We start from the raw sequence: 16,585 nt of genomic DNA, 5'->3' as shown, positions 1-16,585 counted from the left end.
GACAGAACCGGCATGCCCCTCACCAGCGATCTCCGCGGCGTCGTGCCGATCGCCCCGACGCCGTTCCATCCGGACGGCCGGATCGACGCGGTCTCCCTCGACCGGATGACCGATTTTTTCGGGGCCGCGGGCGTCGACGGCCTGACCATCCTCGGCCAGCTCGGCGAGGCGGGCAAGCTCGACCATGACGAAGGGCTCGCCGTCGCGAAGCAGGTCCTCGGGCGCACCCGGCTGCCGGTGATCGTCGGCGTGACGGCGCCGGGCTTCGCGGCCATGCGGGCGCTCGCCCGCGAGGTGATGGCGATGGGCGCGGCCGGCGTGATGATCGCGCCGCCGAACACCCTGCGCACCGACGACCAGGTGGTTGGCTATTACCGCAACGCCGTCGAGGCGATCGGGCCGGACGTGCCCTTCGTCCTGCAGGATTACCCCCTCACCTTCTCGGTCCAGATGACACCGGGCGTGATCCGCCGGATCGTGTCCGAGAACCCGTCCTGCGTGATGCTCAAGCACGAGGACTGGCCGGGGCTGGAGAAGATCTCGACCCTGCGGGGCTTCGAGGCCGACGGCTCGATGCGCCACATCGCGATCCTGGTCGGCAATGGCGGCCTGTTCCTGGACTTCGAGACCGAGCGCGGGGCCGACGGGGCCAATACCGGCTACGCCTTCCCGGAGATGCTGGTCGACGTGGTCCGCCTCGGCCGGGCCGGCGAGCGCGACGCCGCCCACGACCTGTTCGACGCCCACCTGCCCTATTTGCGCTACGAGCAGCAGCAGGGCCCGCTGGGCCTCGCCGTGCGCAAATACGTGTTCCAGCGCCGGGGGATTTTTTCGTCTGACGCCCAGCGCAAGCCGTCCCAGGCGCTCACCCCGCAGGCCAAGGCCGAGATCGAGTACCTGCTGGCCCGCCTCGCCCGCACGGATGCGCGGGCGAAGCTGTCGGATTCACAAGGTCTGTGACCGTGTGCGGGTGCAGGGCAGAGCCCTGCATCATCGGGGCTCTGCCCCGATACCCCGCCAAAGGGCTCAGCCCTTTGGAATCTCCGCTCAGTCGAGCCGGTAAGCGATGACCGAGTCGCCCGGCGTGGTGCCGAGCGAGCCGTGGCCGCCGGCGGCGATCACCACGTATTGCTTCCCGTCCTTGCCCCGGTAGGTCATCGGCGTCGCCTGGCCGCCCGCGGGCAGCTTCATGGACCAGAGGGTCTCGCCAGTCTGCATGTCGTAGCCGCGGATCAGGTCGTCGAGGGTGGCGCCCGCGAAGGCGACGCCGCCGGCCGTGGTCAGGGTGCCGCCATGGGCCAGCATGCCCATCTCGAACGGGATCGGCACGGCGAGGCCGGCGACCTTCTGGCCCGCCACCGTGCCGTTGCGGTGCTTCCACGCCGTGGTGCCGTCCGCGAGGTTCACCCCGACCCGCACGCCCCAGGGCGGCGCGTTGCAGGGCACGCCGAGGGCCGAGCGCATATGGGCGATCGACACCGCGTAGGGGCCGCCGAGATTCTCGTTGCCGGGCTTGGATTCCGGATCGGTCGAGAACAGCCGCTTGTTCGGCTCGCCCGCGGGGCGCCGGTACAGCTGGTAGATGTAGGGTAGGTATTGCGGCGTCGCGATCATCCAGTGGTTGACCGGATCGACGGCCACGGAGCCCCAGTTGAACACCCCGATATTGCCCGGCCAGACGATCGAGCCGCCCGACGCCTGGGGCGGCGTGAACGGGTTGCCGTCGTAGCGGTTCGACCGGAACGCGATGCGGCACTGGATCTGGTCGAACGGCGTCGTGCCCCACATGGCCGCCTCGGTGAGCGGCGCCGGGGTGAAGTTCAGCGCCGACATCGGCTGGACCGGCGACAGGGTCTCGCCCGGGATGTCGGTCTGGGTGGAGACCTTCATCTGCTCCACCGGCACGATCGGCTCGCCCGTGCGGCGATCCAGGACCCAGATGTTGCCGATCTTGGTCGGGATCAGGATCGCCGGCACCGCTTCACCCTTGTGCGGCAGGGTCAGCAGCACCGGCTGGGACGGGTTATCCCGGTCCCACAGGTCATGATACGCGGTCTGGAACTTCCAGATCAGCCGGCCGGTCTTGAGGTCGAGGGCCGCCAGGGCGTCGATGAAGGCCTCGTCCGTCTTGGACCGGGACACGCCGACCTGGTCGGGCGAGCGGTTGCCGAACGGCACGTAGACCTGGCCCAAACCCTCGTCGGCCGAGAGCTGGGTCCAGGCCACCGCCGAGTTCGGCTCGTAGAGCTCGCCCGGTTTGAGCGGCGCGGTGTCGTCGGGCTTGCCGGCGTCGAACTTCCACACGATCGCGCCGGTGCGCACGTCGTAGGCGCGGATCGCTCCCGACGGGTTGGTCTCGTAGTAATTGTCGGCGATGGCGCTGCCGAGGATCACGAGGTCCCGGGTCACCAGCGGCGCCGAGGTCTGCTGGTAGGTCGCCCGCTGCAGGCCGGGCATCTGCGCCTTCAGATCGACCGCGCCGTCGGTGCCGAAGCTCCTGCACGGGGCGCCGGTATCGGCGTTCAGGGCGTAGAGCTTGGCGTCCACCGAGGCCGCGATGATCCGGCGCGGGCATTCGGCGATGGCCGCCGCGGCCGCCTGGGCGGTGGCCGGATCGGCCTCGGCCGGCGGCGCGTAGGCGGCCGAGTCGTTGTAGGACACGCCGCGGCAGGTCTGGTGCTGGTACTGGGCGTCCCGCTGCATCTTGGGATCGAAGGCCCAGACCAGCTTGCCGGTCTCCGGCTCCAGCGCCTGGACGATGCTGTGCGGGGTGCAGAGATACAGCAGCCCGTTCACTTTGATGGGCGTCGCCTCGAAGGTGTATTCCTTCGAATCCTTGCTGTCGCCCTCGCGCAGGTCGCCGGTATGGTGCTCCCAGGCGACCTTCAGGGTCCGGACGTTGCCGGTATCGATGTCCTTCAGCGCCGAGTAGCGCTGGCCCAGATTGGTGCCGCCATACGCGACCCAGTCGTCGGCCGGATAGGGGACGCCGCTCGGGTCGATGGCGGCGTTGCCGGCCTGCGCGACCTTCGGCAGGCTGCCCCGCGTCTCGACCGGATCGACGAACCACGCCGCGACACCCAGGATCGTCAGGAGCGCCACGACGGCGCGCAGGGCCAGCGGCCCGTTCCCCAAGCGCGGCGCCCAGGGGTCGCGCGGCCCGTCCCGCAGGCCGGACGGCACGAAGGGCAGGGACAGCAGCAGGCCGAGGAACAGGATCAGCGCGCCGCGCGGGATCCATTGCCACTTGTCGAAGCCGACCTCCTGGATCGTCCAGGCGAAGGCGGCCGCCAGGGTGAGCGCGTAGAGCCAGAACCCGCTCTGGCGGCGCCGGGCGAGCTGGATCCCGGCGGCGAGCAGGCCGAGGCCGATCCAGACGTAGAACGCCGATCCGCCGACCGACGCAAGCTTGTATCCGAAGCCGATCAGGGCTAAGCCCAGTATAGCTGTCAACAATCCCAGGAGTTTGACTGCCATTGCGATGGAACCCGCTCTCTTGATCCGGACGAAAAGGGTGGATCTTGGGGGATGCCGGACAGAATACCCGCGCAATGCCCCGAGTCGGGCGGCTTATCTTCGCTGTAGCTGGCCTCAAGCTGTGCGGTTCGTACGGCGGCGGACCGAGGGCGGGACCCGCAGCCCGGCCGCTCCTCACGTCCCGGCCTTGCCCTCCGCCCGCAGGGCGACCGCGTCGCCGTCGCGCAATGAGGCCGGCGGCCCGACCACGACCTGCTCGCCGCCGTCGAGGCCGGTGCGAAGCTCCAGCGTGGACCCGGTCTGGCGGAAGATCGTGACCGGGCGCATCCGCACCCGCCGGCTCCCGTCCTGGCCCGACTCCACCACCGCCACCCGGGTGCCGTTCTGGTCGAAGATCAGGGCGTCGCTCGGCACCGTCACGGCGGGGGAGACCCGCGGGATCGCCAGCGTCAGGGTGATGTAGAGGCCGGCCTGGAGGGCGCGGTCGGGGTTGGGGATGTCGACCTGCGTCACCAGGGTGCGGGAGGCGTGGAGCAGGGTCGTCGACGAGCGCGAGACCCGGCCGGGGAAGACCTTCCCGGGGAGCTGCGCCACCTCGGCCTTGGCCTCCAGGCCGTCGCGGACGCCGTCGGCCGCGTAGAGCGGCACGTTCACCGCCAGGCGCAGCACGTCGTCCCGGGCCAGCGTCAGCAGCGGCGCACCCGTATTGGTGTCCGCCGTGACCGCGTCGCCGACATCGGTGTTGCGGGTGGTCACGACCCCGTCGAACGGCGCCCGGATCTCCTCGAAGCCCGTCAGCACCTTGAGCCGGGCGACCTGGGCCTCCTGGGCGGCGATGTTGGCCTCCGCGACCTTCACGGCCGCCTTGACGGCGTCGACATTGGCGCTCTGCGCCAGCACCCCGGCCTGCGAGGTGTCGGCATTCTGCCGGGTCTCGGCGCCGGTGCCGGCGAGCGTCGAGGTCCGCCGGTTGGTCACGTCCGCGAGGTGGCGGTTGGCTTCGGCTTGGTCGACCATCGCGCGCGCCTGGATCAGCGCCGCCTGCAATTGCAGCACCTGCGCCTGCGCCTGGACGAGCTGCTGGTCGAGATCCGGCGCGCTGATCCGGAACAGCAGGTCGCCCTTCTTCACGTGCGAGCCGATATCGACCTTGCGCTCGACGATGTAGCCGGTGGCCCGGGGATAGAGGCTCGCCGTGTCGAAGGCCTGGGCGGTGCCGGTCTGGGTGAGGCTGAGCGTGTCGGAGGCCCGCTGGGCCTTGGCGACCCGCACGGTCTGGGGTTTCGGGGCCGTTTGGGACGGCGGGGTCGCCGCCCGGGACGGGTCCGGCCAGTGGCGGTAGCCCAGGAACCCGACTCCCGCCAGCGCCAGCAGGCCGACCCACAGGCGGCCGCGTCGCGCGGGGCCGCCGGCCTCGCGCGCGGCTGAACTGTCCCGGTCCGCCATCCTGGTCCTCGGGTCGCGCCGAACGTCCTCCGTCGCAGGGGCGCCCCGCCCTGCGGCCGGCGCCCGCCGACCGGAGCACATCCAATATCGTATTCAATTCATAGACCACGCCCGGGGTCCGGGCGAGATGCCGCAGCGCACGATCATGTGCTGGATCCTCCGGTGAACCGGCCGGTTACCCTCGCGACGGAGCCGGAGCGGCCCGATCGTGGGGCGAGCGAGCCTGGCTCCGCGCCCGTGTTCCACCGCGCGCGGACGCCGAACCGGTCCCCGCTTCGACGGCGCGCTTCAACAGACCGAGACGCGATGACCGAGATCTCCCGGCGCTCCATGATCGCCGCCGCCGGCGGTGCGATGATGGCATCCCCCGCCCTGGCCCAGACCGCCCCCGCTCCTGCCGCCCCCCTGCCCCGGCGCGGCTCGAAGGGCGCCGACATCCTGGGCCCGACCAACGATCCCCGGGCCGCCGAGGAGCCCTTCACCCAGGCGCCGCCGGCCACCGACCACGGCACGATGCCGAACCTGAAATGGTCGTTCAGCGACAGCCACATGCGCCTGGAAGAGGGCGGCTGGGCGCGCCAGACCACGGTGCGCGAGCTGCCGATCTCCAAGGCCATGGCCGGGGTCAACATGCGGCTCAAGGCCGGCGTGGTCCGCGAGATGCACTGGCACAAGGAGGCCGAGTGGGCCTACATGATCAAGGGCAAGGCCCGGATCACCGCGGTCGACCAGGACGGGCGCACCTTCGCGGACGATGTCGGCGAGGGCGACCTCTGGTACTTCCCGGGCGGCATCCCGCATTCGATCCAGGGGCTCGCCGCCGACGGGGTCGACGGCTGCGAGTTCCTGCTGGTGTTCGACGACGGCGGCTTCTCGGAGGATTCGACCTTCCTGCTGACCGACTGGCTGGCGCACACGCCGAAAGACATCCTGGCCAAGAACCTCGGCGTGCCCGAGAGCGCGCTGGCCAAGATCCCCGAGAAGGAACTCTACATCTTCCCCGGGCCGACGCCCGGCCCGCTCGCGGCCGACAAGATGGGCGGCGCCGGCGACGTCCCGAAGACCTTCAGCCACCGGATGCTGGCGCAGGAGCCGATCCGCACCAGGAGCGGGCGCGTGCGCATCACCGATTCCACGGTGTTTCCGGCCTCGGTGACGATCGCGGCGGCATTGGTCGAGGTCGAGCCCGGGGGGCTGCGCGAGCTGCACTGGCACCCCAACAGCGACGAGTGGCAGTACTACCTCTCGGGCAAGGGCCGGATGACGGTGTTCGGTTCGGAATCGAAGGCCCGCACCTTCGACTACCAGGCCGGCGACGTCGGCTACGTGCCCTACGCCATGGGTCACTACATCGAGAATACTGGCGACACGACGCTGACCTTCCTGGAGATGTTCAAGAGCCCGCGCTACGCCGACATCTCGCTGAACCAGTGGCTGGCGCTGACCCCGCATCCCCTGGTGCAGGCCCATACCGGGCTGGATCCCAAACAGATCGACGCCCTGTCGCAGACCAAGACGCCGGTCGTGCCGGGTTGACGCGGCCAGGAACCTGATCGAGCCTGGATGCGTCGATGGGATGGACAATATTCAGGCCTGATCACGGAGAGACAGATGCGCGCCTTCCCCCGCGCGTTCCTCGCCCTGGCGCTCGCCCTCCCGGCGGGCGCCGCCCGGGCGCAGGTGCAGCCGAACGACCCGAACGCGGCCAACGCCTCGTTCGCCCTGCAGAGCCAGATCCGCACCCTCAACCAGCAGCGGGTCTCCGACTACAACACGCTGAACCAGCAGTTCCAGCGCAACGTCCAGTTCCAGCCGCACGCGCCGGTCTACGGCGTCTATGGCGGGCGCCGGGTCGGCCGGCACGGGATCGCGCGGGCGCCCCGGGGCGGGCTCAACACGAGTGTGTGCATCGGCTGCTGAGCGGCGGGCCTCGTCCCGAACGGCGGCCGCCGGCTTTCGGGACCGGACGATGCCGGGGCAGAAATCCCGGCATAGCGGGGACAGCCCGAAAAAAACCTTTTCCCGTCCGCACGCTTGGCCCAGAAGCAGGGCCCATGGTGGCGCGCGCATGAACATTCTGCTGATCGGCTCGGGGGGACGCGAGCACGCGCTGGCCTGGCGCCTGGCCAAGAGCCCGCTCTGTACCCGCCTGTTCACGGCGCCGGGCAATCCCGGCACCGCCCGGCACGGCACCAACCTGCCGGACCTCAAGGTCACCGACCACGCCGCGGTGGCGGCCTTCTGCACCGCGGAATCGATCGGCCTCGTGGTGGTCGGGCCCGAGGCGCCGCTGGTGGCCGGGCTGGTCGACGACCTGAAGATCGCCGGGATCCGCACCTTCGGCCCGACCCGCGACGCCGCCCGGCTCGAGGGCTCCAAGGGCTTCACCAAGGATCTCTGCGCCGCCTGCGGCATCCCCACCGCCGCCTTCGCGCGGTTCACCGAACTCGAGCCGGCGCTCGCCTATGTCCGCCGGCAGGGTGCGCCGATCGTCGTGAAGGCCGACGGGCTGGCCGCCGGCAAGGGCGTCACCGTCGCCGAGACCCTGGACCAGGCCGATGACGCCCTCACGTCGCTCTTCGACGAGCCCGGCGCCGAGGTGGTGGTCGAGGAATGTCTCTTCGGCGAGGAGGCGAGCTTCTTCGCGCTGTGCGACGGCACCCGGGCGATCCCGCTCGGCACCGCCCAGGACCACAAGCGCGTGTTCGACGGCGACCGCGGCCCCAATACCGGCGGCATGGGCGCCTATTCCCCGGCCCGGGTGGTGACCCCGGAGATCGAGGCCCGGGTCATGGCCGAGATCATCATGCCGACGCTCGCCGGGATGCGGGCGCGCGGCTGCCCGTTCACCGGCATCCTCTATGCCGGCCTGATGCTCACCGCGGACGGTCCCAAGCTCATCGAGTACAACACCCGCTTCGGCGATCCCGAGGCGCAGGTTCTGATGCCCCGCCTCGCCTCCGACCTCGTGCCGGCCCTGCTCTCGGCCAGCGAGGGCGACCTCTCCGGGATCACGCTCGAATTCGACGCGCACCGGGCCGCCCTCACCGTGGTGATGGCGGCGGCCGGCTATCCGGGCGCCGTGGTCCGGGGCTCGGTGATAAGGGGCGTCGAGGCGGCCGAGGGCGACGGCGTGTTCGTGTTCCAGGCTGGCACCCGGGCTGAGGGCGGGCAATTGCTCGCCGATGGCGGCCGGGTGCTGGCGGTCACGGCGCTCGGCGACAGCGTCACCGACGCCAAGGACCGCGCCTACGCGGCGGTGGCCCGGATCGACTGGCCGGAGGGCTTCTGCCGGCGCGACATCGGATTCCGCGAAGTCGCCCGGGAAGCCGCCGAGCGGGGCTAAAGTCCTGGTTTCAAAAGGTCCGGGACCTTTTGCGGGTGCGGGCGGAGCCCGCTGTCTTCGGGGGCTCCGCCCCCCGAACCCCCGCCAAAGGGCTTGCCCTTTGGGAACCCGTTACTCGCCGATGGCTGCACCGGCCGGACGGCGATTGTCGTTGGCGCCGTAGAGCAGGCCCGGGCGCATCCGCTCCGTGCGGGTCGCGTCGTTGCCCGAGGTGGCCACGTCGGCGGCATCCGGCACGGCCGCGCGGATGGCGATCAGCTCCTGCGCGCCCCAGGGTTTCTGCTCGACGATCGTGTGGCCCATGCCCCGCAGGATGGCTTGCGTGTCCGCCGAGAGCGCGAACGGCTCGGCATAGACCGTGTCGGGCAGCCACTGGTGATGGATGCGCGGGGCGTCCACCGCCTCCTGCGGCTCCATGCCGAAATCCAGCATGTTGATCAGCGTCTGGGCGTTGATCGTGATGATCCGCGAGCCCCCGGGCGAGCCCGCCACCAGGGCGACCTTGCCGTCGCGCAGCACGATCGTCGGCGCCATCGACGAGAGCGGGCGCTTGCCCGGCTCGATCCCGTTCCGGGCACCCTGGACCAGGCCGAACAGGTTCGGCACCCCGAGCTTGACCGTGAAGTCGTCCATCTCGTCGTTGAGGAAGAACCCGGTCTCGCCCGCCATCACCCCGGCGCCGAAATAGCCGTTGATCGTGTAGGTCAGCGAGACCGCGTTGCCGGCTCTGTCCATCACCGAGATATGGGTGGTCTCGGGCTTCTCCTGCGGGAGGTTTTCGGGGGCCGGGCGGATATCCGCCGACGGGGTCGCCCGGTCCGGCTGGATCGTCGCCCGGAGTTTCTCCGCGTAGGCCGGCGACAGCAATTGCGCCACCGGGTTGGGCCCGAAATCCGGGTCGCCCAGCAGGATGTTGCGGTCGGCGAAGGCGCGTCGCATCGCCTCGACCATCAGGTGCACGGTCCGGGCTGAGTTGAAGCCGGCCGCCCGCAGGTCGTAGCCGTCGAGGATCGTGAGGATCTCGCACAACGTCGTGCCGCCGGACGAGGGCGGGGGCGCCGACAGGATGGTGGCGCCCCGGTAGCGGCAGCTCAGCGGCTCGGATTCGGTCACCGTGTAGGCGGCGAAGTCGGCCGCCGTCAGCAGCCCGCCTCCCGCCCGGGATGCCGCCTCGACCTGGCGGGGGATCTCGCCCGTGTAGAACGCGTCCGAGCCGCCCGCGGCGATGGCCTGGAGGGTGCGGGCGAGGCCGGCCTGGACCAGCCTGTCGCCGGGCCGCCAGGAGCTGCCGTCCGGGCGCAGGAAGACCCGCGCGACGTTGGCCTGCCCGGCGAACAGCTTCGCGCCGAAATCCAGGATGTCGGTGTCGCCCCGGGTGAGCACGAAGCCGTCCCGGGCCAGCGCCACCGCCGGGGCCATCACCCGGGCCAGCGGCAGGGTGCCGTATTCGGCGAGCGCAGTGTTCAGGCCGAGCACGGTGCCGGGCACGCCCGCCGCCTTCCAGCCGCGCAGGCTCGCGCCCTTCACGACGTTGCCGGCGGCGTCGAGATACATGTCGCGGCTGGCCGCCCCGGGGGCCTTCTCGCGGAAATTGATGAAGCGGCTCTGCCCGTCGGCCCGGTGCAGGACCAGGAAGCCGCCGCCGCCGATATTGCCGCAGCACGGGTTCACCACCGCTTCGGCATAGGCCACCGCCACCGCGGCATCGATGGCGTTGCCGCCGGCCTTGAGGATGTCGGCGCCCACCTGGGAGGCCAGGCGCTGGGACGACACCACCATGCCGTTCTCGGCCTCCACGGCCGGTCCCGAGGCGGCCCGCGCCCCGGGGCCTCCGAGGGTGACGAGAAGCCCGAGGAGCAGCGCGCGTGCCGGTGCGATCATCCAGGCTCTCTCTGATGCGGGTCCGGCGCTGCCATATAGGGGGCCACGCGCCGGAGTCGCGGCTCCCAACCACACCCGCATCATAAGGTCCCGAAGCGGAGCGAAGGCCTCGAAAGAGGGCTCCAGAAGCCTCATGATTCCTAGAGGGCCCCTTCGAGGCCCGCTGGCGCAGGCGCCTCAGAGGTTGTGAGTCTTTCGATCGGTCGGCCTTCGACCCGCCTCGCGAGCCGAGCACCCGAGCGGTCCCGGACCGGCCTGTGCCCTAGGACCAGGCTCGGGTCCCCTCTCCCGTGCGGGAGAGGGACAGGGTGAGGGATGCGACCTCTCCGGATAAGCCTGGTCCCTCACCCCAGCCCTCTCCCGCCCGGGAGAGGGGGCGTGTCGCGCTCGATCATCGACCCCAGCCCAAAACCTGCGGGAGACGTCCCGCCTCGGCTCGTGTGCCAGGCTGGATTGTCCCAGAAGCGCCGCGGCGCCTTTCACAGGTGCAGAACCGAAAGACTCACACCCTCTCAGGATGAGGGGGATGCGGGAGGTGCGGCGCTTGGCTGACCGGCCTCAGCCGTTGCGGAACGTGTAGCTGTAGCCGTTCAGCGCCGGCGCGCCGCCGAGATGGGCGTAGAGCACCTTCGAGCCCTTCGGGAAGAAGCCCTTCTTCACGAGGTCGATCATGCCCTGCATGGATTTGCCCTCGTAGACCGGGTCGGTGATCATCCCCTCGAGCCGGGCCGAGAGCCGGATCGCCTCGACGGTCTCCTGCGAGGGCACGCCGTAGACCGGGTAGGCGTAATCCTCGTTGAGCACGACGTCGTCGGCGACGATGTCGCCCGCGCCGACCAGGGCGGCGGTGTTCTGGGCGATCTCGAGGACCTGGGCCTTGGTCTGGGCCGGGGTGCAGGAGGCGTCGATGCCGATGACGTTGCGGGCGCGCCCATCCGCGGAGAAGCCGACCAGCATGCCGGCATGGGTCGAGCCGGTGACCGTGCAGACGACCACGTAGTCGAAGCGCAGGCCCATCTCGGCCTCCTGCTTGCGCACCTCCTCGGCGAAGCCGACATAGCCGAGCCCGCCATACTTGTGCACCGAGGCGCCGGCCGGGATCGCGTAGGGCTTGCCGCCCTCGGCCTCGACCTCGGCCAGCGCGCGCTTCCAGCTGTCGCGGATGCCGATGTCGAAGCCGTCATCCACGAGCTGCGTCTGCGCGCCCATGATCCGCGACAGGAGGATGTTGCCGACCCGGTCGTAGACGGCATCCTCGTGAGGCACCCAGGCTTCCTGGATCAGCCGGCACTTCATGCCGATCTTGGCGGCCACCGCCGCGACCATGCGGGTGTGGTTCGACTGCACGCCGCCGATCGAGACCAGGGTGTCGGCGCCGCTCTTGATCGCGTCCGGCACGATGTATTCGAGCTTGCGCAGCTTGTTGCCGCCATAGGCGAGGCCCGAATTGCAATCTTCGCGCTTGGCGTAGATCTCGACCTCACCCCCGAGATGGTCCGTGAGCCGCTTGAGCGGCTCGATCGGCGTCGGGCCGAAGGTCAGGGGATAGCGCTCGAAATCTTGCAGCATCGGGTCTCTCCGGGTCTTCCAGCCGCCGGGGTTGTCTTCCACCCGGCCCGGCCGCCTTCGGGTTACGGCAGAAAACTACCCCGGATGGCTTGAAAGGTGCTCTCGATCTTGGCCTGCCGATGAGCGCTCACTTGCATCGATCGCGGCGATGGGTGAGAAATCGTCCGGAAATCGGCAAAAAAACGAAAGAAACCGTCATGTCCGCAGGGCTCGACCGGATCGACCTCAAGATCCTGCGCCTGCTGCAGGCGGACGGGCGCATGGCCAATGCCGAGATCGCCGAGCGCTCGGGCACCAGCGCGGCGACCTGCCATCGCCGGATCCAGCGTCTGTTCACGGAGGGCTTCGTGCGGGCGGTCCGGGCGCTGGTCGATCCGGCCCGGGTCGGCCGGGGCACCCTGGTCTTCGTCGGCGTCGTGCTCGACCGCTCGACGCCGGAGAGCTTTTCCGCATTCGAGGCGGCGGTGCGGGCGATCCCCGTGCTGCTCGACTGTCACCTCGTGGCCGGCGACTTCGACTACATCCTGAAGGTCCGCGTCTCCGACATGGCCGACTTCAACCGGCTCCACAGCGCCACGCTGATCGGCCTGCCGGGGGTGCGCCAGACCCGGACCTTCTTCGTGATGAAGGAGGTGATCGACAACGCGCCGCTCGACCTGTGACGCCGCCCTACCCTTCCCCGCGCCGCTCCTTGCGCAGGGCCTCCCAGCGGGCGAGGCGCTCGGCCAGGCGGGTCTCGTAGCCGCGCTCGGTGGGCGCGTAGAGGTGCTGGCGCCCGAGGGCGTCCGGCCAGTAATCCTGGCCCGAGAAGGCGTCGGGCTCGTCGTGGTCGTAGCGGTAGCCCTCGCCGTAGCCGATCCGCTTCATCAGCTTGGTCGGCGCGTTGAGGATCGTGCGCGGCGGCGGCAGGGAGCCGGCCTCCTTGGCCAGCCGGGTCGCGGCCTTGTAGGCGGTGTAGACCGCGTTCGATTTCGGCGCGCAGGCCAGGTAGATCGCAGCCTGGGCCAGGGCCAGCTCGCCCTCGGGGCTGCCGAGGAAGTCGAACGCGTCCTTGGCGGCGTTGGCCACCACCAGGGCCTGCGGGTCGGCCAGCCCGATATCCTCCACCGCCATCCGGACCAGCCGGCGGGCGATGAACAGCCGATCCTCGCCGGCATCGAGCATCCGGCACAGGTAGTACAGCGCCGCGTCCGGATCCGAGCCGCGCACGGTCTTATGCAGGGCCGAGATCAGGTTGTAGTGGCCCTCCTGGGCCTTGTCGTAGATCGGCGCCCGCCGCTGCACGATCTCCTGCAACGCGTCGGCGTCGAGGATCTCGCCCGGGCTGGCCGAGCGCCAGACCTCCTCGGCGAGCGTTAGCGCCGCGCGGCCGTCGCCGTCGGCCATCCGGACCAGCACCCCCCGCGCCTCCTCGGTGAGCGGCAGGGCCTGGCCCGTCAGCGCCTCGGCCCGGACCAGCAGCCGCGCGATCGCGCCCGGATCGAGGGCCCGGAACAGCAGCACCCGGGCCCGCGACAGCAGGGCCGCGTTCAGCTCGAAGGACGGGTTCTCCGTGGTGGCGCCGACCAGCGTGACGGTGCCGTCCTCCATCACCGGCAGGAAGGCGTCGAGCTGGGCCCGGTTGAACCGGTGGATCTCGTCGACGAACAGCAGGGTCGCCTGCCCGGTCGTCCGGCGCTTGCGGGCGGCCTCGAACACCTTGCGCAGGTCGGGCACGCCGGAAAAGATCGCCGAGATCTGCTCGAAATGCAGGTCGGTGCCCTGGGCCAGGAGCCGCGCCACCGTGGTCTTGCCGGTGCCGGGCGGTCCCCAGAAGATCAGCGAGCCGAGGCTCTTTCCGCGCAGGAGGCGGGTGAGCGCCCCGCCCTCCCCGGTCAGGTGCTCCTGGCCGACGACCTCCGCGAGGCTTTGCGGGCGCAGCCGGTCCGCGAGCGGGCGGCTCGCCGCCGCGACGGGGGCGTGGCCGGATTCCGGTCCCGATGGGGGCTCGGCGGAGGCGAACAGGTCGGACATCCGTGCATCAACACCGGGCCCGGCGGCGGGCGCAACCCGGGATCCGGGCCTTGCCCACGGCCATGAGCCGGACGCGCCCCGTCCGGCTCAGCCCCCGAACACCGAGGTCATGATCTCGCCGTTGCGGTTGATCACGACCTCCCAGGAATTGAGGGTGTTGCGGGTGACCCGGTCCAGGTCCTTGGTGGTCGCCACCGGCACGCCGTTGACCGCCACGACGATGTCGCCCTTCTGAAAGCCGAGCCGGCTCGCGATGGAGTTCTCGTCCACGGCCTGCACGGCCACGCCCTCGGCCGGGAAATCGACCTGCAGCTCCTCGGCCACCGCCGGCGAGGTGTTGACCAGGGTCGCGCCCTGGAACGGCGAGCGGGTGCGCACCTTGAGCACGTCGCGCGGGCGCGTCTCCGGGGCGGGGGCGAGCTTGACCGTGACCGTCTGGCGGGCCGTGCCGCGCAGGATCCCGAACCGGGTCTGGCCCTGGACGCCCTTGAGCGCGAAGCGGTAGCCGAACGCCTCCGGGTCGGCGACCTCCTGGCCGTCGATCGTCAGGATCAGGTCGCCGCGCTTCAGGCCGGCCTCGTCCGCGGGGCTCTTGGGCTGCAGGCTCGCCACCAGCACGCCGGTGGGATGGTCGAGGCCCATGCTGTCGGCGATGTCGGGGGTCACGCTCTGGATGCGCGCGCCGAGCCAGGGCCGGCGCACCACGCTCGCGCCGTCGCGAGCCGCGTCGACCACCGCCTTGACCATGCCGACGGGGATCGCGAAGCCGATGCCGTGGCTGCCGCCGGATTGCGAGTAGATCGCCGTGTTGATGCCGACCAGCTGGCCGCGCAGGTCGACCAGGGCGCCGCCCGAATTGCCCGGGTTGATCGCCGCGTCGGTCTGGATGAAGTACTGGTAATCCGCCGAGCCGACCTGCGTGCGCGCCAGCGCCGACACGATGCCCTGCGTCACGGTCTGGCCGACCCCGAACGGATTGCCGATCGCCATCACGAAGTCGCCGACCTCGAGGGCGTCGGCATCGCCGAACGGCATCGGCACCAGGTTCTTCGGAGCTTCCTTGAGCTTGAGCACCGCCAGGTCCGTGCGGGTGTCGCGCATCACGATCGTCGCCTCGAATTCCCGGCGGTCGGAGAGCGCGATCCGCACCTCGTTCATGTTGTCGATGACGTGGTTGTTGGTGATGACCAGGCCGTCGGCATCGACCAGCACGCCGGAGCCGAGCGACCGCTGGGCCCGGTCGCCCCGGGGGCCGCGGCCGCCCTCCGGCTCGCCGAAGAAGCGGCGCATGAACTCCTCCATGGCGCTGGTGCGCGCGTTGGAGCGCTTCTCGACATGCGAGGCGTAGACGTTGACCACCGAGGGGGCGGCCCGCTTCACCACCGGGGCGAAGGAGAGCTGGATGTCGGTCCGGCTGAGCGGGACCGTCTTGGCCGTCCCCTCCTTCGGGGCGGCCGGGGCCTCGGTGCGGGCCATCTGCGCTCCGGCGGGGCCGGCGGCCAGCAGGGTTGCGACGAGGGCGGGCAGGACGAGGCGGGTCAGCATGCAGGGCTCCGGCGGCAGGTCGGCGCGCCGTGCGATCGGCGGCGCGCCGTGCGGCCTTACGCTATCGGAGCCGATTGCGGCAGGCCCACGACACCGTTGCCGGAAGCCCGCGGTCGGGTCCGGTCAGGCGTCTTCCTTGCGGCGGGCACCGCGCCTCTTGGTGGGCGCCGGGGCCGGCTCCTCCGGCTCGGCGGCCGGCGCGGCGGATTTCCGGCGCTGCTGGCCGAGGCCGAGCGAGCGAGCGAGCTGCGAGCGCTGCTCCGAATAGCTCTGGGCGGTCATCGGGTAAGCGGCATCGAGGCCCCACTTGGCGCGATAGGCCTCCGGGGTCAGGCCCCGCAGGGTCAGGTGGCGGCGCAGGGTCTTGTAGGGCTTCCCGTCCTCGAACGAGATCAGGAAGTCGGGCGTCACCGAACGCCGGATCTCCTGCGCGCTCGGCTTGTTCGGGGCCGCGACCGCCGGGGCCCCGACGCAGACGCCCCGGATCGCGCCGTGGATGTCGTTGAGCAGTTTCGGGAGATCCGCGCTCTGCACGTGATTGTTGCTCACATAGGCCGAGACGATCTCGGATGCGAGCGTAACGAAGCGGCTTTTGTCGTCCTCGACTCGATTCATAACCTGTCCGCCGCCTCTTCGTGATGTCGAAACTGTCGAGAACGCAAGCACAACGTCGCGATCCCGCGGGCAGATACAATCGCTTTTCGATGAACCGTCAAGGCTCGAATTCGGTATCGACTTATACATTCGGAAACAGCGCAAGAACCGCTACATTGAGGGATCAACCTCAAGGAAAACGGTTGTCCGCAGTATGGCTTGTGCACAATCGATGTCGGTGCGCCCACCGAAACGTCGAGGCAGAGACAGATATTACATGGCTGATCCGGCCGAGCTTGACGCAATAGAGACTTGGCCTGGTGCAGCATCGGTTCTTTTCGGGGCGAACGGAAAGCGGAGCCGCGTATCGCCGCGTGAATCCCGCTGCACGGGGGACGCTTTGCGCAACCCCAGCGTGCCCATCGCCCCCGGCAGGCCGACGCAACACGGGCCTCGGCCTGTCACCTCGGACAGGGTTCGACCCGCCCCGCGAGAGGCCGTCTCGCGAGGACCCATCCAGTGCGAGACCGTGGCCGGGCTTCGAGGCCGCGATGCGCGCGGATCGCCAGCCGGAACCGGCCGAGCCGGCGGCCCGTAATACAGGCTCACACCCACAAAGCTGCCCCATCGACCGAGCGAAGCAGGCACGCGTGGCCCCGAACACGAAAAACCCGGCTCGCGTTAGCGAGCCCGGTTTTCCGATGGGTTGAGTCG

Annotated in this window: 12 protein-coding genes; 5 read left to right on the top strand and 7 right to left on the bottom strand. The window is 70.3% G+C overall.

The window, feature by feature from the left end; translation table 11 throughout:
* Positions 1 to 12: 12 nt before the first annotated feature.
* Positions 13 to 960, top strand: a complete 948-nt coding sequence (locus tag LGR69_RS20565; RefSeq protein WP_007560479.1) for a dihydrodipicolinate synthase family protein — start codon at positions 13 to 15, stop codon at positions 958 to 960.
* An 87-nt stretch (positions 961 to 1,047) separates the two neighbouring features.
* Here the strand turns inward: LGR69_RS20565 and LGR69_RS20560 are convergent, their stop codons facing one another.
* Complete coding sequence (locus LGR69_RS20560; protein WP_230367192.1) at positions 1,048 to 3,477, bottom strand: membrane-bound PQQ-dependent dehydrogenase, glucose/quinate/shikimate family; 2,430 nt, start codon at positions 3,475 to 3,477, stop codon at positions 1,048 to 1,050.
* Between the two features lie 174 nt (positions 3,478 to 3,651).
* Positions 3,652 to 4,923, bottom strand: a complete 1,272-nt coding sequence (locus LGR69_RS20555; protein ID WP_230367191.1) for an efflux RND transporter periplasmic adaptor subunit — start codon at positions 4,921 to 4,923, stop codon at positions 3,652 to 3,654.
* A gap of 306 nt (positions 4,924 to 5,229) precedes the next feature.
* On the opposite strand from LGR69_RS20555, the gene LGR69_RS20550 reads away from it, so the two are divergent.
* From LGR69_RS20550 to purD, 3 genes are all read left to right on the top strand, one after another.
* On the top strand, positions 5,230 to 6,459 hold the full coding sequence (locus LGR69_RS20550; RefSeq protein ID WP_122160083.1) for an oxalate decarboxylase family bicupin: 1,230 nt from the start codon (positions 5,230 to 5,232) through the stop codon (positions 6,457 to 6,459).
* A gap of 75 nt (positions 6,460 to 6,534) precedes the next feature.
* On the top strand, positions 6,535 to 6,843 hold the full coding sequence (locus tag LGR69_RS20545) for a hypothetical protein (protein WP_122160084.1): 309 nt from the start codon (positions 6,535 to 6,537) through the stop codon (positions 6,841 to 6,843).
* 148 nt (positions 6,844 to 6,991) lie between these two features.
* Positions 6,992 to 8,269: a phosphoribosylamine--glycine ligase gene (gene purD / locus LGR69_RS20540; protein WP_230367190.1), complete on the top strand. Its 1,278-nt coding sequence runs from the start codon at positions 6,992 to 6,994 to the stop codon at positions 8,267 to 8,269.
* A gap of 111 nt (positions 8,270 to 8,380) precedes the next feature.
* On the opposite strand, the gene ggt is transcribed toward purD, so the two are convergent.
* Both ggt and LGR69_RS20530 read right to left on the bottom strand, forming a co-directional pair.
* Positions 8,381 to 10,150 carry a gamma-glutamyltransferase gene (gene ggt / locus LGR69_RS20535; RefSeq protein ID WP_230367189.1) on the bottom strand — a complete coding sequence of 590 codons (1,770 nt, stop codon included), beginning with the start codon at positions 10,148 to 10,150 and terminating at the stop codon, positions 8,381 to 8,383.
* 558 nt (positions 10,151 to 10,708) lie between these two features.
* A complete protein-coding gene (locus LGR69_RS20530; RefSeq protein WP_007560465.1) occupies positions 10,709 to 11,719 on the bottom strand; it encodes a 1-aminocyclopropane-1-carboxylate deaminase in 1,011 nt (336 codons plus the stop codon).
* Between the two features lie 197 nt (positions 11,720 to 11,916).
* Between LGR69_RS20530 and LGR69_RS20525 the strand changes: the two genes are divergently transcribed.
* Positions 11,917 to 12,381 carry an Lrp/AsnC family transcriptional regulator gene (locus tag LGR69_RS20525; protein WP_007560463.1) on the top strand — a complete coding sequence of 155 codons (465 nt, stop codon included), beginning with the start codon at positions 11,917 to 11,919 and terminating at the stop codon, positions 12,379 to 12,381.
* A gap of 7 nt (positions 12,382 to 12,388) precedes the next feature.
* Here the strand turns inward: LGR69_RS20525 and LGR69_RS20520 are convergent, their stop codons facing one another.
* From LGR69_RS20520 to LGR69_RS20510, 3 genes are all read right to left on the bottom strand, one after another.
* On the bottom strand, positions 12,389 to 13,732 hold the full coding sequence (locus tag LGR69_RS20520) for a replication-associated recombination protein A (protein WP_230367188.1): 1,344 nt from the start codon (positions 13,730 to 13,732) through the stop codon (positions 12,389 to 12,391).
* An 87-nt stretch (positions 13,733 to 13,819) separates the two neighbouring features.
* Positions 13,820 to 15,277, bottom strand: a complete 1,458-nt coding sequence (locus LGR69_RS20515; RefSeq protein WP_230367187.1) for a DegQ family serine endoprotease — start codon at positions 15,275 to 15,277, stop codon at positions 13,820 to 13,822.
* Between the two features lie 123 nt (positions 15,278 to 15,400).
* Positions 15,401 to 15,892, bottom strand: coding sequence for a Ros/MucR family transcriptional regulator (locus tag LGR69_RS20510; protein ID WP_230367186.1), 492 nt, complete (start codon positions 15,890 to 15,892; stop codon positions 15,401 to 15,403).
* Positions 15,893 to 16,585: the final 693 nt, after the last annotated feature.

Origin of the sequence: Methylobacterium brachiatum (assembly GCF_020523825.1) — a bacterium.
Taxonomy (GTDB): Bacteria; Pseudomonadota; Alphaproteobacteria; order Rhizobiales; family Beijerinckiaceae; genus Methylobacterium; species Methylobacterium brachiatum.
Note: the sequence above shows the minus strand (reverse complement) of the source record. Positions and strands in the feature narration are given on the sequence as shown.